Here is a 24,802-nt window from a genome sequence, read left to right on the forward strand (position 1 = left end):
TTCCCGTGGCGCGGGCTCCACTGCGATGGACACCCGACTCAGCGGGCGTTGCGTGCGGCCTGGACGCGAGCCCGGACCCTGCGGATGACGTGGAGCGAGGATCCGGGGCGCTCGTGCGTCTGCGTGAACTGTCCGTAGCGAGCGAGCATCTCGGCGTGGACGGCTTCGGGGGTGATGAACGAGGGGTTCATGGTGTGCCTTCCGACTGGTGCTGTGGTTGTCGGCTCGTGCCGACAGGTCAACAGTCGTCGGGTGAGGTAGCGGGCCACATCGGTCAGGTGCCGTATTTCGTGCCTGGCGGCTACCTCAGGCGGTCGCCTCTGCCTACCTCAGGTGTGGGCACCCAGTTCCGAACCGTGGTGAACAGTTCCGAACCGGGGAGATCCGGGGGATCTCGTGTGGACGTCCTGTGGAACGCCGCCTCATAGCGTTTTCAACAACAACCACGGCCCATCGGCAACGCAGCGGATGGCCCCACACTCCAGGAGCAACAGACATGAGCGTCACTCGTACCCAGAAGGTTCTCGTCCCTCTCGCCACGCTGCTCGTGGCCGGCGCCATCGCCGTGGGCTCGGGTGCCACGTTCAGCTCGACCACGGGCAACACCATCAGCGCCGTGACCTCGGGTTCGCTCGAGCACACGAACTCCAAGAATGGTGCGGCGATCTTCAACCTCACCAACGTCAAGCCGGGCGACACCCTCAACGGCACCCTGACGATCAAGAACACGGGCTCCCTCCCGGCCGCGTTCGGCCTGACCGAGACCACCTCGTCCAACGCGTTCGGTGATGGCCTCCTCAAGCTCGTCGTCACCAACGTCACGACCGGCGCGCAGGTCTACTCGGGCAACTTTGGTGGCCTCGTCGACGGCGCCAAGACCAGCCTCGGCGAGATCGCCCCGGCCGCGACCAACGAGTTCCGCTTCACCGTCACGCTCGACCAGGACGCCACCAACACCGAGCAGGGCAAGACCGCCAGCGCCGTCTACGCCTGGGACTCCGTGCAGCTGGCCGGCACCACCACCAACCAGTGACCATCGTGCGGCGGGTGTTGCGGCTGACCAGCAGCGTGCTCCTGCTCGTCGTCACGGTCGGGTGCGCGGCATACATCGTTCCGGGTCTGCTCGGCTACGAGCGCTACGTCATCACCGGCGGTTCGATGACGGGGTCCATCGACAAGGGATCGATCGCCTTCGAGAAGGCGGTGCCCGTCGCGGATCTCGCCGTGGGTGACGTCATCACCTACCTGCCGCCACCGGACAGTGGCGTCAGCACCTTGGTCACGCACCGCATCATCGCGATCGGCCCGGGTGCCGGGGGGACGTCGATCCTGCACACGCAGGGCGACGCCAACCCGGACCCGGACCCGTGGGTGTTCAGCCTCACCTCGGGCACCCAGCCGGTCGTCGAGCACGCCGTGCCCTGGGTCGGTTATGTCTTCGTCGGTCTGGCCGATCCGCAGGTGCGTTTGCTCGTCGTCGGCATCCCGGCCGGCCTCATCGCACTCATCGCTCTGCGGGACCTCGTGATGGCGCTGCGCCCACGTCGTAGCAAACCGGGGAAGTCCTGGGGCACTTCTGTGGAACAACAGCAGCCCGCCGCTCTCTAGCGTTGGGACCACGGCGAACGACCCGCTGACCCGCGCCCGCGCAAGCACCCGTCGACTCAGCCACAGACACCGAGGAGGAGGACCACATGAGGAACTTTCGCTCCCTGCAGCTCCTCTCGCTGGTCCTCCTCCTCGGCATGCTGGGCTTCGCCTTCCCGACCTTCTCCTCGGCCTCCTTCACCGCGCGCACCCAGGCCACCGGCTCCGTGAGCGCGGCCGCCGACTGGACGCCGCCCAGCGTCGCGGTCGTGAGTCCCGGCAGCACGGTCAAGGACATCCCCACGATCAACGTGACGGCGACCGACGGCGAGTCGGCCATCGCCTCGGTCACGCTCGAGCAGCTCCCCCCGGGCGGCAGCGACTGGACGGTCGTCTGCACCGACACCGTCGCGCCCTACGCCTGTGCCTGGGACACCCGCGCTCTCGTCGACGGGGTGCACTCACTGCGCGCCCGCGCGAGCGACTCGGCCGGCTACGAGTCGACCTCTGAGGTTGTGCGCACGACCGTGGCCAACAAGCTCTTCGTCGTCCTGGCCTCGCCGGGCGACGCCGTGCGCGGCACTGTCCCGCTCACCACCACCGTCTACAACGCCGGGTCGCTCACCCACACCGTGCGGCTCGAGTACGCCGCCACCGGCACCACGAGCTGGAAGACCATCTGCACCGGCCTCACCAGCCCCTACGCCTGCAGCTGGAACACCGCGAGCATCGTCGCCGGCGAGTACGACCTGCGCGCCGTGCTCACCGCCGGTGCCACGACGACCCTGTCCGCCGTGGTCGACGCCGTCATGGTCGACAACATCAGCCCCACGGTGACCATGCTCGACCCGGGCACTCCGCTCAGTGGCAACAAGACCTTCACGGCGACGGCATCCGACGCGAACTCAGGTGTCAGCCAGGTCGTCATCCAGTCGTCCCTCAATGGCGGCACGTGGACCCAGCTGTGCACCATCACCCAGGAGCCCTGGAGCTGCCGGGTCGCCACGTCATCGCTGCCCGACGGCGCCTACTCCTTCCGCGCCGTCGCCACTGATGCTGCCGGCAACAGCACCGTCTCGGTCCCCACGGGCACTCGCTCGGTCGACAACACCATCGCGTCGATCACGGTCGACGCGCCCGCCTCGTTGACCGGCACGGTCAGCGTCGGAGCCACCGCGAGCTCGACCGCGGGGGTGGCCTCGGTCCGGATCCAGTCGGCACCCACGGGGACGAGCACGTGGACCGACCTCTGCACCGACACCTCGGCCCCCTACGCCTGCACCTGGAACACCACGGCGGTCGTCGACGGCCTCTATGACCTTCGCGCAGTCATGACCGATGCGGTCGGTGCCACCACGACCTCACCCGTCGTCAGCGCGCAGCGGGTGGACAACGCGCCCCTGCGAGGTGTCGACGTCCAGAGCGCCAACGGTGGCTCGGCGATCGGCCGGGTCGAGGCCGGTGACACCGTGACCTTCACCTACAGCGGCCAGATCGACCTCACCAAGGTCGTCGCCGGATGGACCGGCGCGAGCAAGGCCGTCACCGTGAGGCTGCGCGACGGGAGCCTGCTGTCCAAGACCGCCACCGACGACACCCTCGACGTCCTCTCCGGCACGACCGCGGTGAACCTCGGCTCCCTCAACCTGCGCCAGGACTACGCGAAGACGGGGCGCACGGTGCAGTTCAACGCCACGATGACGGCAGCGACGGTCACGACGAGCGGCGGTGTCATGCGGTCCACGGTGACCCTTCGCCTCGGGACGTTCTCGTCGGGGTCGAGCAGCTACCTGCGCACCGTCAGCTCTGTGGCGGCCATGATCTGGTCTCCGTCGGCCGCCGTGACGGACCTCCAAGGGCGGGCCTGCTCCATCGCTTCGGTCACCGAGACCGGCACGTCCGACAGGGACTTCTGATGCCGCGCACGCGAACGCGTGCCTCGCGGTGGGCCGCCGTCGCGACCTGGCTCCTCGCCCTGGTGCTTCTCGGCCAGGCCCTTCGCGCGGAGTCGACCGGCGCGATCGTTCTGGAGGGCTCTGTTGCCGCTGCGGCTGCTCTCGGCGCGACGAAGATGTGGATCCACAACTGCTTCGAGTCGCATCTCGTCGTGGTGCTGGCCGTGGGCGCGACCCTGATCGGCTCCGTTCTCAGTCTGACCCTGGGTATGCCGGGTGGTCCCGTCACGCCGCTGACGCCCTTCCACGTGGTCGTCCTTGCGCTCGGAATCGCCATCGGGACACTGCTGTTCGCCGACGCGCGGGCTCGTCGCCCGAGCGGGTGAGGACCCCTCGCCGCGCCAAGTCGGGCAACTCTCCGTACGCTGTGTGCACATGGTCGCCCACGTGCTCCTTGTCGAGGACGACGACAAGATTGCCGCTCCCTTGGTCCGAACTCTCGAACGTGAGGGCTATCAGGTCGAGCGGCTCGCCGAGGGCCTCCCTGCCCTGGAGCGACTGTCGACCGGTTCGGTCGACCTGCTCCTGCTCGACCTCGGACTGCCGGACGTCGATGGACTCGACGTGTGCCGTCGGGCTCGTGAGGAGGGGTTCACGGGCGGCATCATCATCCTGACCGCGCGCGACGGTGAACTCGATCGGGTCGTCGGCCTGGATGTGGGTGCCGATGACTACCTCGCCAAACCGTTCGGCCTGTCCGAGCTCCTCGCCCGAGCCCGGGCACTGCTTCGGCGCAGTGCCATCCGGGCAGGAGCCGGCACTGGAACGGTCCCGGGTTCAGCCGCCCGGCCGGCCCCCGCTGAGGTGCCGGCCGAGGTGACCAACGACCTCCGGGTCGACGTCCAGGCCCGGCGCATCTGGGTCGGTGGCACAGAGGTGGCAGCGACGTCGAAGGAGTTCGACGTCCTTGCCCTGCTCGATGCCACCCGTGGTGCCGTGGTCAGCCGCGATCGGCTGATCAGCGAGGTGTGGGACGAGAACTGGTACGGCTCGACGAAGACCCTGGACGCCACCATCGGGCGCCTGCGACAGAAGCTCGACGAGGCCGATGCGCCGGCTCAGGTCACCACCGTGCGCGGCGTGGGCTTCCGCCTCGAGGACGCGACCCATGCGTGATCGGCTCGTTGCCGCACTGGTCGGGATGACCATCACGATGATCGCGCTCTACGGCGTCCCGCGCGCCTATCAGCTCGCGGATCTCGTCACCACCCAGGAGAACGCGAAGATCACGCGGTCGGCGAACCTGCTCACCGTCGTGATCACCGAACGCAACAGCGCTGCGGCGCCCGTGACCTCCGACTTCCTCGCGGGCCTGCTCAACACCGGCGAGAGCATCGAGTACGTCGCCGCCGACGCGTCGGTCGTGCGCGCAGGAGCACCGGCGACGGGCGAGGACGACATCGTCCAGAGGAGGTCACTGCCCGGAGGCGGCACGGTGACGATCACCCGGTCGGGCGACGTGGTCGATGAGCGCGTCTCCAAGGCCCTGCTGCCCCTGATCCTCATCGGTCTGGGCCTTGTCGCGGTGGCCGCCTGCATCGGGTACGTGCTTGCCCGACGCCTTGCACGACCCTTCGGTGAGCTGGCCGAAGCCGCCGATCACCTCGGTCGGGGGCGGTTCGACGTGGAGCTCCCGCACTATGCGATTCCCGAGGCCGAGCGGATCGGTGCGGCGTTGCGGCGGGCGTCGGCAAAGCTCGACGGCCTCGTGGAGCGCGAGCGCGAGTTCGCCGCCAACGTGTCCCACCAGCTGCGCACTCCCGTCACCTCGCTGCGGTTGACCCTCGAGGACCTCTCGATGTGGCCCGAGACGCCTGCGTCCGTCGCCTCCGAGCTCACCAGCAGCATGTCGGAGCTCGACCGGTTGAACGCCGCGATCACCGAGATCCTCGAGCTCTCGCGGGGCCAGCGACTGGGCGACGCGGTCGACGTCGACCTGTCCGAACTCGTCGGCGACACCGTCGACCGCTGGAAGCAGCAGTACGCGGACTCCGGTCGGGTGCTCGTCCACGACCCGACGGAGCCGGTCCTCGCTCACGTGGTGCCTGGTCCCGTCGTCCAGGTCATCGACGTGCTGCTCGAGAACGCGCGCGCCCACGGCACGGGACGTGTCGTCGCCGGAGCCCGCGAACGCGGTCGCTACCTCCACGTGATTGTCGCGGACGAGGGTCTGCGCACCGTCGGCGACGAGGTCTTCCAGCGCGGCACGGGCGATCGGGACAGTGACGGGCACGGGTTGGGTCTGACGATCGCCTCCCAGCTGGCCACCTCGCTGGACGGGTACCTCGTGCTGGCCGAGGCGGCCACGACGACGTTCGTGCTCATCCTCCCTGCGCCCGGAGTCCATGACGTCATCCTCGGGACGGTCCCGCACGTGACCGTCGACGTCGCCCGCGATGGGACAGCCGACGTGACACCTGATGTGGCCGCCCGGCAGAGTGGCCCCTGATGGCTCGGATCCTGCTGCTCCACTCGGCTCTCGGCCTGCGACCCGCAGTGTCGGACTTCGCCGAGCGCCTGCGCGATCGGGGGCACCAGGTCGAGGCACCCGACTTCTACGAGGGGCACGTCTTCGATGACGAGGCCGAGGGCATCGCCCACCGTGACGCCCACCCCGAGTACTTCGACCACGTCCGCGCCCTCGCCGCCGACCTGCCGCCCGACACCGCCTTCGCGGGATTCTCCCTGGGCTCGTGGTTCGCGCAACGACTCGCGGCCAAGCGACCCGAGGCGCAGGCGGCGATCCTCCTGCACTCGGCAGGGGCTCCCCGTGGTGACTGGTCGGGCGTGCCGGTGCAGGTGCACCGCTACGCCGTGGATCCGTGGATCGAACCCGCCGAGGTGATGGCGCTCGGCGAGGCCGTCACGGCCAGCGGGGCAGCCTTCGAGGACCACGTCACACCCGGCCGCGGCCACCTCTTCACGGACCTCGACGGCTCCGACGCCGACGCGATGGCCACGGCCGTGACCCTCGACCGGATCGACCTCTTCCTCCGCTGAGCTGACTGTCGGGACAGACTGGGGCCATGTCCACCCCCCTCAAGATCGCCGTCGTCATCGCTTCCTCACGCCCCGAACGGTCCGGTCCAACTGTCGCTGCGTGGGTCATGGCCGGGACCCGCAACCGCAAGGACGCGTCGTACGACCTCGTGGACCTCGCCGCGCAGGACCTGCCCAACCTCGACGAGCCGGAGCCGGCGAGCTCGGGCAACTACACCCAGGCGCACACCCAGGCCTGGGCCAGGAAGGTCGCGGGCTACGACGCGTTCGTCTTCGTCACGCCGGAGTACAACCACGGCATCCCCGGCCAGCTCAAGAACGCCCTCGACTTCGTCTATGCCGAGTGGAACGACAAGGTCGCGGGCATCGTCTGCTACGGCAGCAGCGGCGGCTTTCGCGCTGCCGAACAGCTCAAGCTGACTCTCAACGAGCTGCAGGTCGCCGTGGTCCGCGCGCAGGTGGAGCTCTCCACGTTCGACGACATGGACCCGTCGGGCGCGATGACGCCGCGCGACTACCAGCCGGCCAAACGCAAGGCGATGCTCACCGCTGTCGAGCGCTGGGCAGGGGCGCTGCGGACGCTGCGAGACTGACCTCATGCCCGACTACGGCCTCGACCTGGAGTTCGGCATCTTCCCGAGCCCTGATGCGACTCGGCACCACGAGATCCTTGAGCTCGCGCAGCTCGCCGACGTGCTCGGGCTCGATCACGTCAGCATCCAGGACCACCCCTACCAGGCGGCGCACCTCGACACGTGGACCCTGCTGTGCGCGATCGGCGCCCGCACGAGCCAGATCCGGCTCTCCACCAACGTCGCGAACCTGCCGTTGCGTCCGCCGGTCGTGCTCGCCAAGGCGGCCGCGAGTCTCGACGTCCTCACGGGTGGGCGGGTCGAGCTGGGGCTCGGTGCCGGCGCCTTCTGGGACGGGATCGAGGCGGCCGGTGGTGGGCGCAAGTCGCCCAAGGAGGCGGTCGATGCCCTCGTCGAGGCGATCACGATCATCCGGTCCTTCTGGGCGGGGGAGCCGGGGCGGTTCGAGGGCGAGCACTACTCGACGCGCGGCCTCAGGCCCGGGCCGGCGCCGGCGCACGACATCCCCATCTGGCTCGGCGCCTACAAGCCACGGATGATCCGGATCACCGGCCAGCTCGCGAACGGCTGGGTCCCGTCGATGGGCTATGCCGATCCGCCTGCGCTGCCCGACCTCAACGCCCGGCTCGACGAGGCCGCGGTCGCCGCGGGACGCGCCCCCCAGGACATCCGTCGGATCTACAACATCTTCGGCCAGTTCGGCACCGGGTCCGGGCTCTTGCGAGGCACGCCCCAGGACTGGGCCGAGCAGCTCACCGACCTCGCCGTGGGCATCGGGATGAGCACCTTCATCGTCGGCGCGGACGACCCCGACTTCCTTCGGCGCTTCGCTGCCGAGGTCGTGCCGCTCACGCGTGAGCTGGTCGCCGCCGAGCGCGAGGGTGGCGCGTCCAAGGGGGTGGGGTCCGAGGCGCCGGAGGCCACGTCGCCGCAGGCTGAGGCCGCGCGTGAATCGGTTGCGACACAGGCCAGTTCGGCCTTCACCGCCGCGCAGCTGGCCATCCCGGCGCACCTCGTCGAGGTCCACGACTACCTGCGCTCCGAGCTCGACCAGGTGCGCGACATCGTCCGTCAGGTGCGCGAGGGTCACACGAGCGTCGGCCAGGCCCGCTCCGTCATCAACACGATGACGATGCGCCAGAACAACTGGACACTCGGCGCCTACTGCGAGTCCTACTGCCGGATCGTCACGGGTCACCACACCAACGAGGACCGCGGCATGTTCCCGCACCTCCTGCGCGCGGATCCTTCGCTGGAGCCGGTGGTCACCAAACTGGAGGATGACCACGCGGTGATTGCCGGCCTGCTCGACGCCCTCGACCGTGCGCTCGTGGGGCTCGTCGCCGAACCCGGCTACGGCTCCGAGGGTCAACGTGCCCTCGACGCCTTGTCGGACGCCCTCGACCAGCTCACCGAATCGCTCCTGACCCACCTGTCCTACGAAGAGGAGGCCCTCCATGACCCGCTCGCCATCCACGGATTCGGCTGACCCGAGCCCTGCCGACGCAGCCGACGTCCCAGGCATCCCGCTCGACGCCGTCGAGTTCTATCGCGAGCTCGAGGAGTCGAACTCACGCGAGTGGTGGGCCGCCAACAAGCTCCGGTATGCCGTGAGCGTCCAGGAGCCGTTGGCTCACCTTGGCGACGTGCTCACCGAGGAGTTCGGCGAGCCCAAGATGTTCCGGCCCAACCGCGACGTGCGCTTCAGCAAGGACAAGTCGCCCTACAAGACCCACCAGGGCCTCTTCGTCCCCACGTTGTCGGCCATGGGCTGGTACGTCCAGGTCGGTGCCGATGGGTTGCGCACCGCTGGCGGCTTCTATGCCTCGCAGTCAGACCAGGTGGCTCGCTACCGTGCCAGCGTCCAGAACGATGTGGCCGGTCAGCAGTTGGTGGACCTGGTGGACACGTTGTTGGACAGCGGTTTTGACATCGGAGGTGACCTGCTCGCGACGCGGCCACGCGGCATACCGGCAGATCATCCGCGACTCGAGCTGCTCCGCCACCGGACCCTCACCGCGGCACGGGACCACGGCACCCCGGACTGGTTCGAGTCCGACGAGGTCGTCGAGCGGGTGCGCGAGGACTGGGTCGCCATGCGGCCGCTCATCGAGTGGTGCGAGCAGTACGTCGGGGCGAGCGAGAAGCCCGGACGGTTCTGATGGCCCCGCGCGGCGCGCCCCGGAAGGCTCGAGCCAGTGACGTCGACGAGATCGCCGCGTCGCTGCCCGAAGCCGAGCTCGGGATCTCGTGGGGTGACCGGCCGACGTGGAAGGTGCGTGGCAAGGGATTCCTCATCTACCGGATGCCGCACAAGACCGCCGTCGATCCCGTGACCGGGGAGATGTGGGATGACCTCCTCGTCGTCATCACCCCCGACATGGGCGCCAAGCAGGCCCTCGTCGAGGCGGACAACCCGTTCTTCGACATCGACCACTTCCGCAACCACAACGGGGTGCTCGTGCGGCTGTCGCGGCTTGGTGAGATCGGGCGGGACGAGCTCGTCGAGATCATCACCGACGCCTGGGCCTCGCGTGCTCCGAAGAAACTCGTCCGCGAGCACCTCGGCGACTGACACACTGCCGACATGAGCGGCGACGGAACCAAGGAGTCCCCCTGGGAGCTGACGACGGCACCGGGGACGTCGGCCTACACGATGTATCGCGATGAGGCCGGTGACCCGCCCGCACTCGTGTGCCAGGTCGGGTCGACGACCCTCACGTACCACCTCAGCGCCATCGAGGACCTCCACGCGATGCTCAGGGAGCGCGGCGACTGGGTCGACCTCGGTGCGGCCGACGAGAAGAAGGATGCCAAGGACGGGACCGTCGAGGCATGGGGCCGGGCGCAGGACAACCCGGTGGGCGGTTGGTACGGCCTGCGCAAGGGCTACCGAGGTCGCTTCGGGATGTACGTCCCGCCGTTGCTCGAGGAGCTCGGACTCATCGAGCTCGAGCACCACCCCCGCAACAACCGCGCCCGCGCCCTCTGAGGGTCCGGCGAACGTGCTTACGCGGGGGGTGCGCCGATCGAGGTGCGGACTGAGAAGAGCTCGGGGAAGAAGGTGAGCTCGAGCGCGCGCTGCAGGAAGCCGACCCCGCTCGATCCGCCCGTCCCGGTCTTCATGCCGATGACGCGCTGCACCGTCTTGAGGTGCCGGAAGCGCCACAGCTGGAAGTTGTCCTCGAGGTCGACGAGCTCCTCGCACGCCTCGTAGATGTCCCAGTGGTTCTCGGCGTCCTCGTAGATGCCGGTGAACACCTGGACGAGCTCGGCGTTCGGGACGTGCGCGATGCTCACGTCACGGTTCAGGATCTCCTGCGGCACGGCATACCCACGTCGTGCCAGGTAGCGCAGGAACTCGTCATAGATGCTCGGGGCCTCGAGGAGCTGCTCGAGGATCGCGTGCGCCGCGGGGTCGGCCTCGTGGACCTTGAGCATCCCGCGGTGCTTGTTGCCGAGCATGAACTCGACGGCGCGGTACTGCCACGACTGGAAGCCCGACGCGTGACCGAGGAAGCCGCGGAACTGGCTGTACTCGGTCGGGGTCAGCGTCGCGAGGACGGACCACTGGTCGGTGAGGGTGCGCTGGATGTGCTTGACGCGGGCGATGCGCTTGAGGGCCATGCGCATCTCGTCGTGCGCGAGCAGGTCTGCGGCAGAACGGAGCTCGTGCAGGACGAGCTTGAGCCACAGCTCCGACGTCTGGTGCTGGATGATGAAGAGCAGCTCGTCGTGGTGCTCCGGGTTGCTCGCCGGGTGCTGGGCGCTCAGGAGCTCGTCGAGCGAGAGATATGAGCCGTAGCTCATCTCCTTGGCGAAGTCCGTGTGGATCCCCGCCTCGATCGGCCGGGTGTTGCCCTTCGAGGTCTCAGTCACGTCAGCAACAGTACGGCCACTCAGACGCGGCGGAAGAGGGCGGCGAGGGCCTGGCCACCGCCGATGCACATCGTCACGACGCCGGTCTCGAGGTCGCGGCGGTGCAGGTCCTTGGCCACGCGCAGCGACAGGATCGCGCCCGTCGCGCCGACGGGGTGACCGAGGGCGATCGCCCCGCCGTAGGGGTTGACCTTGTCGGGGTTGAGCTTGGCGTCGCGCACCACGGCGACGGCCTGGGACGCGAACGCCTCGTTGACCTCGAAGGTGTCGATGTCGTCGGGGCTCAGGCCGGTCTGGGCAAAGAGTTTCTCGAGCGCGATGACCGGGGCGTAGCCCATGAGCTCGGGCTCCATCGCGCCCGTCGTGACGGCCTCGAGGGTGACGAGACCTGTGAGGCCGCGGTCGGCGGCGACGGACTCCCGGGCCAGGACGACCGCAGCCGCACCGTCGTTGATGCCGGACGCGTTGCCGGCCGTGACCGTGCCGTTCTTGTCGAACGCGGGGCGCAGGCCCGCAAGGATCTCCAGCGTCGTCTCGGGCTTGGGGTGCTCGTCCTCAGTGGCGGTGAACGGCTTGCGTCCGCCCACCTCGACCGGCGTGATCTCCTGCGCAAACGCCGCGCGACCGGCCTCGCTCGCGGCCAGCTGCTGGCTCCGGAGCGCGAACTCGTCCTGCTGCTCGCGGCTCACGCCATAGCGCTTGGCGACGTTCTCGGCGGTGACGCCCATGCCGATGTCGTGGAACGGGTCGGTCAGCATCATCATCGTGCCGTCGACGAGCTCACGGTTCCCGAGGCGATAGCCCGCGCGGGCACCGAAGTCGTAGAACGGCATACGCGACATCGACTCGTCACCACCGGCGAGCGCGAAATCGACCCCACCCCACCGCATCTGCATCGCGGCCGACCAGATCGCCTGCAGTCCAGAACCGCACAGACGATTGACCGTGTATGCCGGTGCCGACTTTGGAAGTCCGGCTGCCAGTGCCACTCGGCGGGCGTTGTAGGCATCGGGTCCGACCTGGCCGATGCAGCCCATGACGACCTCGTCGATGTCCTCGGGCGCGACGCCGGAGCGGACCAGGGCCTCGCGAGCGGCGGTCGCGCCGAGCTCGTGGGCGGGCACGTCCTTGAACATCCCACCGAAGCTGCCGATCGGGGTGCGGGCGCCCTCGAGCAGGACGATCTTCTCTGCGTTGCCTGAGCTGCCTGAAGTCATTCCCTCATCGTAGGAACCTCATGGCGGACGGGACAGGGCGCCGGGGTGTGACCTGTGCTGGACTTCAGTCCATGGAGCACACTGCGGTTGTCCTCGTCGCCCACGGCACCCGTGACGAGCGTGGCGCCGAGACGGTGCGGCGGCTCGCCCGGCGGGTGGCGGAGTCGCTGCCCACCCAGGAGGTGACCCTCGCCTACGTCGACGTGCAGGAGCCCCTTGTCGGCGAGCTGCTCGATGACGTCATGACCCGCCACGCGTCCGTGGTCGTGGTGCCCCTGCTCCTCAGCCGAGGCTTCCACGTCGATGTCGACATCGCCAACGCCGTGGCGGAGCACCGCGGATCACGTGCCGTGGCGCCGCTCGGCCCCGACCCGTTGCTTGCGGCGCTCATGGTCGAGCACCTGCGGGCGAGCAACGTGGCCCCCGGTACGCACGTCGTCATGGCAGCGGCCGGGTCCAGCCGGGCCGTGGCTGCCGAGGACGTCGAGACGGCAGCCGACCAGCTGGCGACCGAGTGGGGTGGCCCCGTCACGGTCGCGTATGCCGCGGGCACCCAGCCGTCCGTGCCCGACGCCGTCGCATCCGCTCGAGCTGCCGGCGCCTCCACGGTCGCGATCGCGTCCTACCTGTTGGCCGAGGGCTTCTTCCACGACCGGCTGTCGGACGCCGGCGCCGACATCGTGACGCCACCCCTCGGGGACGACGACGCGGTGGTCGCCGTCATCCTCAGTCGTTGGTGATGTCGCGGTGCCAGGACTCGGTCTTGTATGCCGTGACCCACCCGAGCGAGACATAGAGGCCATCCGCTCCGGTGGGGGAGTCGTCGTCGACCTCGAGCCCGACGCGGTTGTTGCCGCGCTCCGCCGCATCACGAATCACCGTGTGCAGCAACGCCTTTGCAACACCCCGACCACGAGCCAGCCGGTGCACCCCGATGTAGTCGACGTAGGTGCCGAAAGCACCCGACGCATCCGGAGGAACGACGGTCGCCACGAGAGCCCCGCCGGGCACCAGCTCTCCATCGACCTCGATCTCCGCGATCCACCAGTGGTCCCACCGGTGGCCCGGGTCCTCGCGCAGGCGCGACAGGAACTCGGGGAAGGACTCGCGATAGCTGTTGAAGTGGTCGGTGAACGACTCCTCGAGCATGCGGTGCACGGTCTGGAGGTCGGCGGCAACCGGGAGGCCGGTGTCGTGCTTGGCGACCTGGCGGATCGTCACACCCTCACGGACGGCGGGGAGGACGCCGTCCTCGGCCTCCTTCGGCGTCACGGGTCGTGACATCTGCAGCCAAGTGCGGGTCTGGCGGTAGCCAGCGGCCGCGAGCCATCGCCGCTGGCGCTGGTCGTCGGCATACGCACCGGAGTCGAGTTGGGTGCCGGGCAGCTCACGACCGGAGGCGATGACGCGTCCGGCTTCCTCAGCCCACGTGAACAACGCCGCCGCGAGGGCGTCCGCGTCACTGTCAGCAATGCCCTCGACGGCCACCGTCACCTCGACGAGGGTGCGGCCACCTGCCCGGTCGTGGGTCGTTGCCCAACCGAGGACCGACCCCTCGGCGTCGGTCACCAACGACTGGTGGCGGGTCCAGGACCCCTTGCCGGCGACGTTGCTCTCGATGACATCGGTGTCGACCGAACCCGAGCCCTTGGCCATCTGCTGATGCGCCTCGGACAACGACACCAGGGCGTCCACGTCCTCACGGGTGGGAACGCGCACGACCCAGCCGGACGGCATACCCGACAGGTCCGGCAGGCCAGATTGGGCCGGCGGAATCTCTGTCTCGGACAACGGATCTGGCGTCGGTGACGTCATGCGATGGGTCCTCCGGACTGGACGATCGGGACAAGGTCGGCGATCGAGTCCACCACGGCGGTGGGTCGATACGGAAACAGCTCGACCTGGTCCGGGCGCGTCGAACCGGTGAGGACGAGCACGGTCCGGAGCCCTGCCTCGAGCCCGGACACGACGTCTGTGTCCATGCGATCCCCGATCATCGCGGTGGTCTCGGAGTGGGCGTCGAGCCGGTTGAGGGCGCTGCGCATCATGAGCGGGTTGGGCTTGCCGACGTAGTAGGGCTGACGACCCGTGGCAGCAGTGATGAGCGCGGCGACAGAGCCGGTCGCGGGGAGGATCCCCTCGGGCGACGGGCCGCTCACGTCGGGGTTGGTCGCGATGAAGCGAGCGCCCTTGTCGATGAGCCGGATGGCCTGGGTGATCTGCTCGAACGAGTAGGTGCGCGTCTCGCCGAGGACGACGTAGTCGGGTTTGCGGCTCGTGAGGATGTAGCCGACGTCGTGCAGTGCGGTGGTGAGACCGGCTTCGCCGACGACGTAGGCCGTGCCGCTCGGTCGCTGGTCGGCGAGGAACTGCGCCGTCGCCATGGCCGAGGTCCAGATGGAGTCCTCGGGCACGTCGATGCCACTGGCGAGCAGGCGGGCCCGCAGATCGCGTGCCGTGTAGATCGAGTTGTTGGTGAGGACGAGGAAGGGACGGCCCGCGGCCTTGAGCGCCTCGATGAAGTCTGCGGCTCCGGGGATCGCGTGCTCCTCGTGCACGAGGACGCCATCCATGTCGGTCAGCCAGGTCTCGATCGGTTGCGGGTGAGTCATCCTGCAGTCTCAATCCATCGGTCTGTCATGTGGTCATTGTCGCGCCTACGGTGGAGTCATGGCGCAACGTGACGACAACCAAGACCGGGCACACCGCAGCGAGTCCGACACGATGGGCTCCATCGACGTTCCCGCTGACGCCTATTGGGGTGCGCAGACGCAGCGCAGCATCGAGAACTTCGACATCGGGCGCGACACGTTCGTGTGGGGCCGGCCGATGATCCGGGCGCTGGGCATCCTCAAGAAGGCTGCGGCACAGGCCAATGGCGAGCTGGCCGAGCTGCCGAGCGATGTCGCCGACCTCATCGTGCGCGCTGCGGACGACGTCATCTCGGGTTCGCTCGACGCGCAGTTCCCCCTCGTCGTCTTCCAGACCGGGTCCGGCACGCAGTCCAACATGAACGCCAACGAGGTCGTGTCCAACCGCGCCATCGAGCTCGCCGGTGGGGTGCGCGGCTCCAAGACGCCCGTCCACCCCAACGACCACGTCAACCGCGGCCAGTCGAGCAATGACACCTTCCCGACGGCCATGCACATCGCCGTCGTCCTCGAGGTCGTCGAACGTCTGGAGCCCGCCGTCGCGGAGCTGCGCGGCGTCCTCGACGCCAAGGCCACGGCATACAAGGACGTCGTCATGGTCGGCCGCACGCACCTCCAGGACGCCACCCCCGTGACGCTCGGACAGGTCTTCGGTGGCTGGGTCGCGCAGATCGACGAAGCCATGAAGGCTCTGGGGTATGCCGTGGAGTCGGCTCGCGCTCTGGCCATCGGTGGCACTGCAGTCGGGACGGGGCTCAACGCCCACCCGAGGTTCGGTGCGCTGGCGGCGGAGAAGATCGCGGCGGAGACGGGTCAGGCGTTCCGGCAGGCGCCGGATCTCTTTGCCGCGCTGTCTGCCCACGATGCGCTGGTGGGAGTCAGCGCCGGGCTGCGGACCCTTGGCGGTGTCCTCATGAAGGTCGCCAACGACGTCCGCTGGTATGCGTCCGGCCCGCGAAATGGCTTGGGGGAGCTGCGGATTCCCGAGAACGAGCCCGGGTCGTCGATCATGCCGGGCAAGGTCAACCCGACCCAGGCGGAGGCGCTGACGATGGTGGCGACGCGAGTCTTCGGCAATGACGCGACGGTCGCGTTCGCCGGGTCGCAGGGCAACTTCCAGCTCAATGTCTACAAGCCGGTCATGGCGCACGCCGTGCTCGAGTCCATCCGGCTGCTGGCCGACGGGTGCCGGTCGTTCACCGCGCACTGCGCCCGCGGCATTGAGCCCAACACGGAGCGGATCGAGGCCAACCTCGCGAGCAACCTCATGCTCGTCACGGCGCTCAACCGGCACATCGGCTATGACAAGGCCGCGGCGATCGCGAAGCACGCGCACCGTGAGGGTCTGTCGCTGCGCGACGCGGCCCTGGCCTCGGGTGACGTGACGGGAGAGCAGTTCGACGAGTGGGTCGTCCCCGAGGACATGACCCACAACTGAGGCGTGGACCACGGCGTCGTCAGCCGATCCGACGCCCAGTCATTACCAACGACTGCCCCTCTGCGTCAAGGTCACGGCGAGTTGTCGCCACGGGCTCGACTCACGGGGGCTTGGGCCGTCATCCTCTGAGGGTCACGGGCCAGCAGGGGGGTCCGTGAACGGTCCGTTGCGCGGAAACCCGTAGCGCTGGTCGCAGGGGAGTGGTCGCGTCAAAGGGAGTCGCCATCACTCCTCTGGCGTTCGCCCGGACGTCGCCCGGTCGGCGCTCGTTGCGAGGTCAGGTGCGGCTGTGTCGTCCTCGGCCCAGCATGTTGAGCACGGCCTCGGACCGAGAACTTGCCCCTGTGGCGTCAAGGATGGCGGCCACGTGCCGTGCGATCGTCCGCTCGGACGTCCCGAGCTGTCGGGCGATGGCGGCGTCAGTCCGGCCCAGGCACACTGCGCGTGCCACATCGAGTTGGCGTGGAGTGAGGGGCGGCGTGCTGCCCTCAGGTAGCGCAGTCCGAGACTCGGCGAACGTGGCGTGCCACATGCCAAGTGCGCTTGCGAGGAACTCGCCGCTGGTCGCGAGCCAGGCAGTGGTGGCGCCGTCGGCCGTGTCGGGTCCCGCGATGACGGCCATCTGTGAGTCGATGATGATGCAGTTGAACAGGACCGGCCCCAGCCGAAGGTTGGTGTTGAGGGAAGACAGCAGCGGGTGGAAACGCAGGGTTCGCGGCAGGGTGATCGTCTGCAGGTCGATGCCCCGATCTCGGGACCGGGCGTCCAGGGTGTACGAGAAATCCTCAGGGTCGAAGATCAGCGTCGGGATGATGTTCCAGACGCTCGTGCGGGTCCGGGGCTCCAGGGTGGACAGTCGCTCCATCACTTCGGCCTGTCCCACACCGAAGGAGCTGAGACCCGGGGGGTGTGGGCGACCGGGGTGTGCGAGCTCGTTCATGCGGCCCATCAACGCGAGAGCAAGACGTTGTGCTTCGGACATGCGTTGACACCCTCCTCAGGTCCGGCTCTGTCGCCCACGACCCAACATGTTGAGGATCGCCTCACTGCGAGAGTGTGCCTCGGTGACGTCGCAGATGGCGGCGACGTCTCGCGCCACGCTGCGCTCGGAGATGCCGAGCTGACGGGCGATGGCTGCGTCGGTCCTCCCCAGGCACAGGGCCCTGGCGACCGAGAGCTGGCGCGAGTTGAGGGGCGGCTCGGCTCCGTCGGGCAGCGCTGGTCGCGACTCCGCAACCGTGGCGTGCCACAGTCCCACTGCACTCTCGAGGAACTCGCCGCTGGTCGCGAGCCAGGCGGTGGTGGCACCGTCGACCGTGTCCGGACCTGCGATGACGGCGATGTGCTCGTCGACGATGATCGTCCGGAAGAGCACCGGACCGATCAGAGCGGTGGGCGTGAACGATGTGAGCAGCGGGTGGAAGCGGAGCGTGCGCGGGGAGACGATCAAGCGCAGCGTGACCCCACGGGACATCGATCGCTCACCCAGCTCGTAGGCCGCGTCCTCGGGATCGAACGTGAGCGTCGGCACCAGGTTGCGCACCGTCTGACGCGTTCTCATCTCGAGTGCGGCCAGGCGCCGCATCACGTCGCCCTGGCCGACCCCGAAGGGAGTCAAGCCGGGCGGCAGTGGCCCTCCCGGTTGGGCCACCTCGTTCATCCGGCCCATGAGAGTGAGGGCGAACTGGTGAGCCTCGGACATCCTGCTGCACCCCCCTGGGTGGTCGTTGTCCGGTCAAGTATCGGCGATTGTCCGGTCAGACGTCCGGTTGCTGTCCAGAAGTGGTCATTCCGTGCGCAGTGACCACCGGATCACGGGCGGTCGAACTGCCGCGCACACCGGCCCGCCGCGCGCGTCCACGAGAGGCAGGTGGCCCTGGAGGATCGCGCCCTCCGGTGCCGATGCCATCTCGGCGGGGTCGAGCACTCCCAGCATGAGCTTGGCGCGACGGAAGCCGTCGAACCCGTGCGTCGAGTCGTGGCCCCAGCACAGGTAGAGGAAGCGGTCGCCGCGCTTTCCCTGCACCCACGGCCCGCGGTAGTCGACGCCGGCCGGGGTCACGACGACGTCCAGCTCCGCGTCGAAGGTCATCGTCGACCCAGCGACCGGCCGAGCCGACACGACATCTCGACCACGCTGCATACCCACGAAAACGGCTCGCCCCTCGATGACGGGAGGCGGCAGCGACACCCCGACGATGTGCACGTCCATGTGCCCATCGTCGCAAGAGCACCGCCACCGTGCCGAAACATCGCCGGACTAGGTTGAGCGCCATGGACTTCACCGCACCTTCACCCCATGGCGGCATGGGCGCCACACCGGTCGACGACGGTGTGACCTTCCGCGTCTGGGCGCCCCATGCCCAGCACGTGTGGGTCATCGGCGACTTCAACGGGTGGGACAGCGGCAACAACCCGCAGTTCGAGCGTGACGGCGACGGCGCCCCTGGCATGTGGTCCGTGCACGTCCCCGGGGTGCGGGCCGGGCAGGAGTACCAGTTCCAGGTCGACACGGGCTCCGAGGTCGTGTGGCGGGCCGACCCGTATGCCCGCCAGATGACGAACTCCGTGGGCAACTGCGTTGTCTACGAACCGAATTCGTTCGACTGGGGTGACAACGGATTCCGTATGCCGTCCTGGGACGACGTGGTCATCTACGAGATGCACGTGGGCACGTTCGGGAGGGACAAGGGCGCGCGCGGGAGCTTCGAGTCGGCGATTGCCGGGCTCGACCACTTGCGTGACCTCGGCGTCTCGGTGATCCAGGTGATGCCGCCGTTCGAGTACGCCGGCGACATCTCGTGGGGCTACAACCCCAGCCACCTGTTCGCCGTCGAGTCGACCTATGGCGGTCCGGACGCGTTCAAGCGATTCATCAAGGCGGCTCACGAGCACGGCATGGCCGTGATCGTCGACGTCGTGCACAACCACATCGGACCCTCTGACCTCGACCTGTGGCGCTTCGACGGCTGGTCCGAGGGTGATGGCGGAGGCATCTACTTCTACAACGACTGGCGCGCGGCGACGCCGTGGGGCGCCACCCGTCCCGACTACGGTCGGCTGGAGGTGCGCAGCTACCTGCGCGACAGCGCCCTGCTCTGGCTCGAGGAATTCCGTTGCGATGGGCTGCGATTCGACGCAACCAACTACATTCGCTCGGTCACGGGCGGGACGTGGGACGGGGGAGCTGCCATCCCCGACGGCGCCGACTACCTGTCGTGGCTCACGTCCGAGATCACGGCGCGCCAGCCGTGGAAGCTCCTCATCGCCGAGGACCTCCAGAACGACCCGGCGGTCACGACCATGAGCGGGCAGGGTGGCCTCGGCTTCCACGCCCAGTGGGACGCCGGCTTCGTCCACCCCGTCCGCAAGGCCCTCACCGAGCTCAGTGACGAGAACCGGGACGTGGAGTCGGTGGCCAGCGCCGTGCTCGGCGAAGGGCGTGGCCCGGCCGGGACCCGCGTCATCTACACGGAGTCGCACGACGAGGTGGCCAACGGCAAGACCCGTCTGCCCGAAGCCGTGGCCCCCGGCGACGCCGACTCCTGGGCCGCCAAGAAGCGGGCTGCCCTCGGCTTCGTCACCGTCATGTTCGCGCCGGGTCTGCCGATGCTCTTCCAGGGGCAGGAGTTCCTCGAGGACCGGTGGTTCGACGACTCGGTGCAGCTCGACTGGGGCAAGTCCGAGTCGAACGCCGGGATCGTGGCCCTGCACCGCGACCTGATCCGGTTGCGCCGCAACGCCGATGGCGTGAGCCACGGTCTTCGTGGCGCGGGTATCAACGCGCTTCGCATCGACAACTCGGCCAAGATCCTCGCGTTCCACCGGTGGGCCGAGGGGGGAGTGCATGACGACACCGTCGTCGTCCTCAACTACTCGACCCAGGTGCTGGGTGAGCTGCCCGTCGGTCTGCCAGCGCCGGGCCTCTGGAAGGTGCGGTTCAACTCCGACTCGTCGGTCTACGCGCCGGACTTCGCCGGCACTGATGCCTTCGACGTCGAGGCGAGCGGCCCGGCCCTGGACGGTTGCGAGCAGAGCGCAGTCCTCGCCCTCGGCCCCTACAGCGCGGTCGTCCTCACCCGGGAGACCTGACCACAATCGTCCAATAGGGCGCAAATGGCTGGGAGCGCCCCCGCCATTCGTACCCTATTGGACGATTGTGGCGGCCGAGGGCCAGCTTCTGCGTGTCCGTCTGGGGCACGAAGTCGAAAGTGAGGTCAGGCGGTGACGTAGGTGTCTGCGACGTTCAACGCGGCGTCGAGCTTCTCGAGGCCTTCACGCATCTCCGCAGCCGTCGTCGTGCACGGCGGCGCGACGTGGGTGCGGTTGAAGTGGATGAAGGGCCACAGGCCGTTCTTCTTGCACTCGGCGGCGAACGCGCCCATGGGAGCGGCAGCCGCGCCGGATGCATTGAACGGGACCAGCGGCTCGCGGGTCTCGCGGGAGCGGACGAGCTCCACGGCATACATGAATCCGACTCCGCGGACGTCGCCGACGGACGGGTGCCGCTCGGCGATCGCCTCGAGACCGGGCCGCAGGACGGTCTCCTCGACGCCGCGGACGTGCTCGAGGATGCCTTCCTCCTTGAAGATCCCGATGGAGGCGACGGCCGAGGCGCACGCGAGCGGGTGCCCCGAGTAGGTCAGCCCGCCCGGGTAGGCGCGGTCGGCGAACGTCGCCGCGATCGCCGCCGAGATGACGACGCCGCCCAGCGGCACATAGCCCGAGTTCACGCCCTTCGCGAAGCAGATGAGGTCCGGAGTGACGCCCCAGCGGTCGATGGCGAACCATTCGCCGCACCGCCCGAACCCGGCCATGACCTCGTCGGCGATGAAGACGATGCCGTTCTCGTCGCAGATCTCGCGCACGCCGGCGAGGTAGCGGTCCGGCGGCACGAGGACGCCGTTGGTGCCCACGACCGTCTCGAGCATGATCGCGGCGATCGTCGACGCGCCCTCGACCATGACCGTGTCCCGCAGGTGCTGCAGGGCGCGCTCGCACTCCTGCGCCTCCGAGGTCGCGTGGAACGCCGAGCGATAGAGGTAGGGACCCCAGAAGTGCACGATCCCCGGCACCGACGGCTCCGACGCCCAACGGCGCGGCTCGCCCGTCGCGGCGATCGCGCCCGCCGTCGCCCCGTGATAGCTGCGATAGGTCGTCAGGACCTTCTGGCGGCCGGTGTGCAGGCGCGCCATGCGCATCGCGTTCTCGGTCGCCTCGGCGCCACCGTTGGTGAAGAACACCGAGTCGAGGTCCCCGGGCGCGAGTTCGGCGATGAGTCGCGCGGCCTCGGACCGGGCGTCGTTCGCGAAGGCCGGCGAGACAGTGAGCAGCTTCCCGGCCTGTTCCTGGATGGCGGCGACGAGCTTCGGGTGCTGGTAGCCGATGTTGACGTTGACGAGCTGGCTCGAGAAGTCGAGGTACTTCGAGCCGTCGGCCGTCCAGAAGTGCGACCCGAGCGCCTTGGTCACCTCGGCGGGCGAGATCTGGGCCTGTGCCGACCACGAATGGAAGACGTGCGCGCGGTCAGCGTCGGTGGTCGAGGTCGTCTGGTGGGTCGGGTTCGTCGTCGTCACCCTCGGCAGCATATGGGCGTGGAGCCGAGGGCGTCACGAGTCACATGGTTGAACCCTGTTCAATCACCCCGTTTTGTCGCTACTCTGGGAAAAGCCGGGCGCGCGTCGTGAACCCCTGTACCGACGCGCGCCCTTGGCGTGTCCCGGGGTCGTCCACAGCCCCCGTGCATGCCGTCGGTGGCTGTCGGTGCGCCTTCGGATGATCTGCGCACCTCTCGGTGTTGACCCATCTGATCAGGCACCTCTGACACCCGCCTGACATCCCTGACACCAAGGAGTTCTGCATGGCCACCGTCGAGCTGACCGCCGACACGTTCGAGAAGACCGTCACGAGCAACGACATCGTCCTCGTCGACTTCTGGGCCGAATGGTGTGGTCCGTGCAAGCGCTTCGGCCCCGTCTTCGAGGAGTCCTCGCAGCGGCACCCCGACGTCGTCTTCGGCAAGATCGACACCGAGGCCGAGCAGCAGCTGGCCGCAGCTGCGCAGATCACCTCGATCCCCACGCTCATGGCGTTCCGCGACTCGATCCTCGTGTTCTCCCAGCCCGGCGCCCTCCCCGGCCCGGCGCTCGAGGGGATCATCGAGAAGATCAAGGAGCTCGACATGGACGAGGTCCGCGCCAAGGTCGCCCAGGAGCAGCAGGCCCAGGCCGCCACCCCGGAGGCCTGACCAGCTGCACCCTGCTTGGATGGCGGTGTGCCTTCGCCACCGCCGTTCGTCGCCCTCGGGGACTCGTATGCCGCGGGCGTCGGCGGTGGGGCCAAGCGCAACGAGTGCTGGCGCGCGGTTGAGGGATATCCCGTTCTCGTCGCCCGGACGCTCGGTCTCCACCTCGCCTACCAGGCGTGCCTCGGCGCGACCATCGACAACGTCGAGCGCGACCAGGCGCAGGCTCTCGGCCCCGAGACGACGCACGTCTCACTGACCGTCGGCGGCAACGACATCGGGTTCGTCCCCGTCCTCATCGAGTGCGCCAAGCCGTCCTGGGTGTCCGACTCGGACCCGGTCATCGACGATGCGCTCGCGATCCTGCGAACCCAGCTGCCGGAGCGTCTCGCGGGGCTTCTGGCGACGATCGGGGAACGTGCGCCGAATGCGGAACTGGTCGTCACGGCATACCCCGTGTTGTTCAACGGCGAGGACTGCAACGCCCTGACGTTCTTCAGCCCTCACGAGATGGGGCGCATCAAGGATGGCGTGGACGAGCTGGCCGGCGTCATCGGCGCGGCGACGCACGACGCGGGCGCTGACTTCGTCGACCCGCGCGGTCCCTTTACCGGGCACGCGATCTGCGACGACCCGGAGTGGCTCAACGGCGCGTCCCTGCCGCTGGAGCAGTCCTTCCACCCGAACGCGGACGGTCATGCGGCCTATGCGCGGCTCGTCACCACGGCATTCGATGCGGAGAGTGCCGACCTTCGGCCCGAGCGCGATGTGCGCGTCGTCGAGGGCCCGGCGCGTCGTGGAGACGCCCCGACGTTCCGCCTTCCCGACCTGTTGTCACCTCAGAGCCTCGACGGCGCCCGACGGCACGGGCTTGATCCGAGCCGGGTCGAGGCGCTGGTGCGCGAGGGGCGGCACGACGTCCTCCACGACCTCGATCGTGAACTGCGTCTGGCTCTGGGGAAGTGAAACCCCCGGGGAAATGAAACAGCGCCGAGCCGCCATTGGCTCAGCGCTGGACAACAGCGTGCAGGTCGGTCAGACGTTGCGGTGCTGCTGGTACTGCGAGGCCACCATGAGCTCGTGGTTGGCGCGGGTGTAGTCCATGTCGACGGTGTTGGACCAGCCGGAGTTGCCCTGGCGACGGAAGTTGCGGAGGCGGTCGGCGATGCGGTGGGCGGTGTTGAGGGTCTGGGTGCGGGGGATCATGAAGACAATGATCCAGCGTTCAACTCCTTAGCACAACGTGACTTTGCTTAGGAGTTGTTAAGCAGCGCTGTAGAATCAGGACATGCTCGATCCCCACCGCCTCACCGTCTTTCGGGCCGTCGTCAGCAGCGGCTCCGTGCAGGCGGCCGCCGACAACCTCGGGCTCACGTCGAGTGCGGTGAGCCAGCACCTGAGCGCCCTCGCCCGCGAGACGGGGCTCGTCCTGTTCCAGCGCCAGGGGCGTGGCATCACGCCGACCCCGGCCGGTCTGGAGCTCGCCGCCCAGAGCGAGGAGGCGATGAGCCAGTGGGGCCGACTCGACTCCGTCGTCACCGACCTGCGCGAAGGGCGCAGCGGTCGGTTGGTCGTGGGCTACTTCGCGTCGGCGGGCTCGGCGTGGATGCCCAACCTCGTCAAGCGGCTCACCTTCGAGGAGCCGGACCTCACCGTCGACCTCGTCCTCACTGAGGCGACCAACCGCAACATCACTCCCGACATCGACATCGTCATCGACCCGCCTGATGGTGGCGGCCGTTCGGGCTATCGGCAGGTGCCCCTGTCGACCGATCCCTTCGTGGCCGTCGTGCCGAGCACTCACGAGCTGGCGAAGTCGCGCACCGTGCGGCTCGCCGACCTGCGTGGCGAGACGTGGGTGTCCAATGACTTCATCGGCAGTCTGTGTCATCGCATCGTCGTGTCCGCCTGTGCTGCAGCCGGTTTCACGCCGAGGTTCACGGTGCAGGCCCAGGAGCACCACTCCGCGATCCAGTTCGTCGCCGCCGGCGTCGGCATCTCGGTCATGCCGCGTCTGGCCGCCCGCGCGCTGCCCTCTGAGGTCACCAGGCTGCGGATCACCGACCCCACTCCGATCCGCGAGATCTCCGCGCTGGTCCGTGAGACGGGTCGCCCCAACCCGGCGGCTGCTCGGCTCCTCGAGATGCTGCTGGAGCTCAACGCCCACCCCACCCGCCGGGGCCGCTCCGCCACCCCCTGACGGCTCGGCACTGCATGTGTCGTTGACGATGATGTGTG

General features: G+C 68.6%; 28 protein-coding genes. 18 read left to right on the top strand and 10 right to left on the bottom strand.

The features are described 5' to 3' along the window. Positions 1-38 precede the first annotated feature (38 nt). Positions 39-191 (bottom strand): hypothetical protein, encoded by a 153-nt coding sequence (locus tag JNB_RS21565; RefSeq protein ID WP_009777171.1) that lies wholly within the window; start codon positions 189-191, stop codon positions 39-41. Between the two features lie 305 nt (positions 192-496). Here JNB_RS21565 and JNB_RS14120 point away from each other — a divergent pair, with 305 nt between their 5' ends. The 12 genes from JNB_RS14120 (at position 497) to JNB_RS14175 (ending at position 10,127) form a co-directional block, all read left to right on the top strand. Continuing rightward, positions 497-1,033: a TasA family protein gene (locus tag JNB_RS14120; protein WP_009777172.1), complete on the top strand. Its 537-nt coding sequence runs from the start codon at positions 497-499 to the stop codon at positions 1,031-1,033. A 14-nt stretch (positions 1,034-1,047) separates the two neighbouring features. Then, positions 1,048-1,608, top strand: a complete 561-nt coding sequence (locus JNB_RS14125; protein WP_237700660.1) for a signal peptidase I — start codon at positions 1,048-1,050, stop codon at positions 1,606-1,608. Between the two features lie 86 nt (positions 1,609-1,694). After that, complete coding sequence (locus JNB_RS14130; protein ID WP_009777174.1) at positions 1,695-3,503, top strand: Ig-like domain-containing protein; 1,809 nt, start codon at positions 1,695-1,697, stop codon at positions 3,501-3,503. Next, positions 3,503-3,868, top strand: a complete 366-nt coding sequence (locus JNB_RS14135) for a hypothetical protein (RefSeq protein ID WP_009777175.1) — start codon at positions 3,503-3,505, stop codon at positions 3,866-3,868. Before JNB_RS14130 ends, JNB_RS14135 begins: the two co-directional genes overlap by 1 nt. 49 nt (positions 3,869-3,917) lie before the next feature. Beyond that, the gene (locus tag JNB_RS14140; protein ID WP_009777176.1) at positions 3,918-4,658 is read left to right on the top strand and encodes a response regulator transcription factor; all 741 of its coding nucleotides are present in this window, start codon (positions 3,918-3,920) and stop codon (positions 4,656-4,658) included. Beyond that, entirely contained in the window at positions 4,651-5,991 is a 1,341-nt protein-coding gene (locus JNB_RS14145) for a HAMP domain-containing sensor histidine kinase (protein ID WP_009777177.1), read from the top strand. Before JNB_RS14140 ends, JNB_RS14145 begins: the two co-directional genes overlap by 8 nt. Then, positions 5,991-6,542 (top strand): dienelactone hydrolase family protein, encoded by a 552-nt coding sequence (locus JNB_RS14150; RefSeq protein WP_009777178.1) that lies wholly within the window; start codon positions 5,991-5,993, stop codon positions 6,540-6,542. Before JNB_RS14145 ends, JNB_RS14150 begins: the two co-directional genes overlap by 1 nt. 26 nt (positions 6,543-6,568) lie before the next feature. Further along, positions 6,569-7,135: an NADPH-dependent FMN reductase gene (locus tag JNB_RS14155; protein ID WP_009777179.1), complete on the top strand. Its 567-nt coding sequence runs from the start codon at positions 6,569-6,571 to the stop codon at positions 7,133-7,135. Between the two features lie 4 nt (positions 7,136-7,139). Next, positions 7,140-8,624 (top strand): LLM class flavin-dependent oxidoreductase, encoded by a 1,485-nt coding sequence (locus JNB_RS14160; RefSeq protein ID WP_009777180.1) that lies wholly within the window; start codon positions 7,140-7,142, stop codon positions 8,622-8,624. Then, positions 8,593-9,297 carry a DUF2461 domain-containing protein gene (locus JNB_RS14165; RefSeq protein WP_009777181.1) on the top strand — a complete coding sequence of 235 codons (705 nt, stop codon included), beginning with the start codon at positions 8,593-8,595 and terminating at the stop codon, positions 9,295-9,297. The genes JNB_RS14160 and JNB_RS14165 overlap by 32 nt, the downstream gene beginning before the upstream one ends. Further along, a complete protein-coding gene (locus JNB_RS14170; protein ID WP_009777182.1) occupies positions 9,297-9,710 on the top strand; it encodes an MmcQ/YjbR family DNA-binding protein in 414 nt (137 codons plus the stop codon). Before JNB_RS14165 ends, JNB_RS14170 begins: the two co-directional genes overlap by 1 nt. A gap of 12 nt (positions 9,711-9,722) precedes the next feature. Next, positions 9,723-10,127 (top strand): DUF6855 family protein, encoded by a 405-nt coding sequence (locus JNB_RS14175; protein ID WP_009777183.1) that lies wholly within the window; start codon positions 9,723-9,725, stop codon positions 10,125-10,127. Positions 10,128-10,144: 17 nt separating this feature from the next. On the opposite strand, the gene kynA is transcribed toward JNB_RS14175, so the two are convergent. Together kynA and JNB_RS14185 are read right to left on the bottom strand one after the other, a co-directional pair. Further along, a complete protein-coding gene (gene kynA, locus JNB_RS14180; RefSeq protein WP_202795281.1) occupies positions 10,145-10,945 on the bottom strand; it encodes a tryptophan 2,3-dioxygenase in 801 nt (266 codons plus the stop codon). Positions 10,946-11,034: 89 nt separating this feature from the next. Continuing rightward, a complete protein-coding gene (locus JNB_RS14185; RefSeq protein ID WP_009777185.1) occupies positions 11,035-12,231 on the bottom strand; it encodes a thiolase family protein in 1,197 nt (398 codons plus the stop codon). 71 nt (positions 12,232-12,302) lie between these two features. Here JNB_RS14185 and JNB_RS14190 point away from each other — a divergent pair, with 71 nt between their 5' ends. Beyond that, entirely contained in the window at positions 12,303-12,971 is a 669-nt protein-coding gene (locus tag JNB_RS14190) for a sirohydrochlorin chelatase (RefSeq protein ID WP_009777186.1), read from the top strand. Here JNB_RS14190 and JNB_RS14195 read toward each other — a convergent pair. Then, positions 12,958-14,046, bottom strand: coding sequence for a GNAT family N-acetyltransferase (locus JNB_RS14195; protein ID WP_148232443.1), 1,089 nt, complete (start codon positions 14,044-14,046; stop codon positions 12,958-12,960). The genes JNB_RS14190 and JNB_RS14195 overlap by 14 nt on opposite strands. Next, positions 14,043-14,843: an HAD-IIA family hydrolase gene (locus JNB_RS14200; protein ID WP_009777188.1), complete on the bottom strand. Its 801-nt coding sequence runs from the start codon at positions 14,841-14,843 to the stop codon at positions 14,043-14,045. Before JNB_RS14200 ends, JNB_RS14195 begins: the two co-directional genes overlap by 4 nt. Before the next feature lie 58 nt (positions 14,844-14,901). Here JNB_RS14200 and fumC point away from each other — a divergent pair, with 58 nt between their 5' ends. Next, positions 14,902-16,320 carry a class II fumarate hydratase gene (fumC, locus tag JNB_RS14205; RefSeq protein ID WP_009777189.1) on the top strand — a complete coding sequence of 473 codons (1,419 nt, stop codon included), beginning with the start codon at positions 14,902-14,904 and terminating at the stop codon, positions 16,318-16,320. Between the two features lie 277 nt (positions 16,321-16,597). On the opposite strand, the gene JNB_RS14210 is transcribed toward fumC, so the two are convergent. The 3 genes from JNB_RS14210 to JNB_RS20620 all read right to left on the bottom strand — a co-directional run bounded on the left by JNB_RS14210 (position 16,598) and on the right by JNB_RS20620 (position 18,532). Further along, positions 16,598-17,302: a LuxR C-terminal-related transcriptional regulator gene (locus JNB_RS14210; protein WP_148232444.1), complete on the bottom strand. Its 705-nt coding sequence runs from the start codon at positions 17,300-17,302 to the stop codon at positions 16,598-16,600. A 15-nt stretch (positions 17,303-17,317) separates the two neighbouring features. Continuing rightward, entirely contained in the window at positions 17,318-18,022 is a 705-nt protein-coding gene (locus JNB_RS14215; RefSeq protein ID WP_009777191.1) for a response regulator transcription factor, read from the bottom strand. A gap of 84 nt (positions 18,023-18,106) precedes the next feature. Then, positions 18,107-18,532, bottom strand: coding sequence for a DUF5990 family protein (locus JNB_RS20620; RefSeq protein WP_009777192.1), 426 nt, complete (start codon positions 18,530-18,532; stop codon positions 18,107-18,109). Between the two features lie 62 nt (positions 18,533-18,594). Here JNB_RS20620 and JNB_RS14225 point away from each other — a divergent pair, with 62 nt between their 5' ends. Further along, entirely contained in the window at positions 18,595-20,412 is a 1,818-nt protein-coding gene (locus JNB_RS14225; protein WP_009777193.1) for an alpha-amylase family glycosyl hydrolase, read from the top strand. Positions 20,413-20,537: 125 nt separating this feature from the next. Here the strand turns inward: JNB_RS14225 and JNB_RS14230 are convergent, their stop codons facing one another. Beyond that, positions 20,538-21,908: an aspartate aminotransferase family protein gene (locus JNB_RS14230; protein ID WP_009777194.1), complete on the bottom strand. Its 1,371-nt coding sequence runs from the start codon at positions 21,906-21,908 to the stop codon at positions 20,538-20,540. A gap of 272 nt (positions 21,909-22,180) precedes the next feature. Between JNB_RS14230 and trxA the strand changes: the two genes are divergently transcribed. Both trxA and JNB_RS14240 read left to right on the top strand, forming a co-directional pair. Next, positions 22,181-22,567 carry a thioredoxin gene (gene trxA / locus JNB_RS14235; protein WP_009777195.1) on the top strand — a complete coding sequence of 129 codons (387 nt, stop codon included), beginning with the start codon at positions 22,181-22,183 and terminating at the stop codon, positions 22,565-22,567. A gap of 27 nt (positions 22,568-22,594) precedes the next feature. Next, positions 22,595-23,530 carry an SGNH/GDSL hydrolase family protein gene (locus JNB_RS14240; protein ID WP_009777196.1) on the top strand — a complete coding sequence of 312 codons (936 nt, stop codon included), beginning with the start codon at positions 22,595-22,597 and terminating at the stop codon, positions 23,528-23,530. A 69-nt stretch (positions 23,531-23,599) separates the two neighbouring features. On the opposite strand, the gene JNB_RS21570 is transcribed toward JNB_RS14240, so the two are convergent. After that, complete coding sequence (locus JNB_RS21570; RefSeq protein WP_009777197.1) at positions 23,600-23,770, bottom strand: hypothetical protein; 171 nt, start codon at positions 23,768-23,770, stop codon at positions 23,600-23,602. 82 nt (positions 23,771-23,852) lie between these two features. Here JNB_RS21570 and JNB_RS14245 point away from each other — a divergent pair, with 82 nt between their 5' ends. Then, positions 23,853-24,764 carry a LysR family transcriptional regulator gene (locus JNB_RS14245; protein ID WP_009777198.1) on the top strand — a complete coding sequence of 304 codons (912 nt, stop codon included), beginning with the start codon at positions 23,853-23,855 and terminating at the stop codon, positions 24,762-24,764. Positions 24,765-24,802: the final 38 nt, after the last annotated feature.

Origin of the sequence: Janibacter sp. HTCC2649, assembly GCF_000152705.1 — a bacterium.
In the GTDB taxonomy this organism is placed as follows: domain Bacteria; phylum Actinomycetota; class Actinomycetes; order Actinomycetales; family Dermatophilaceae; genus Knoellia.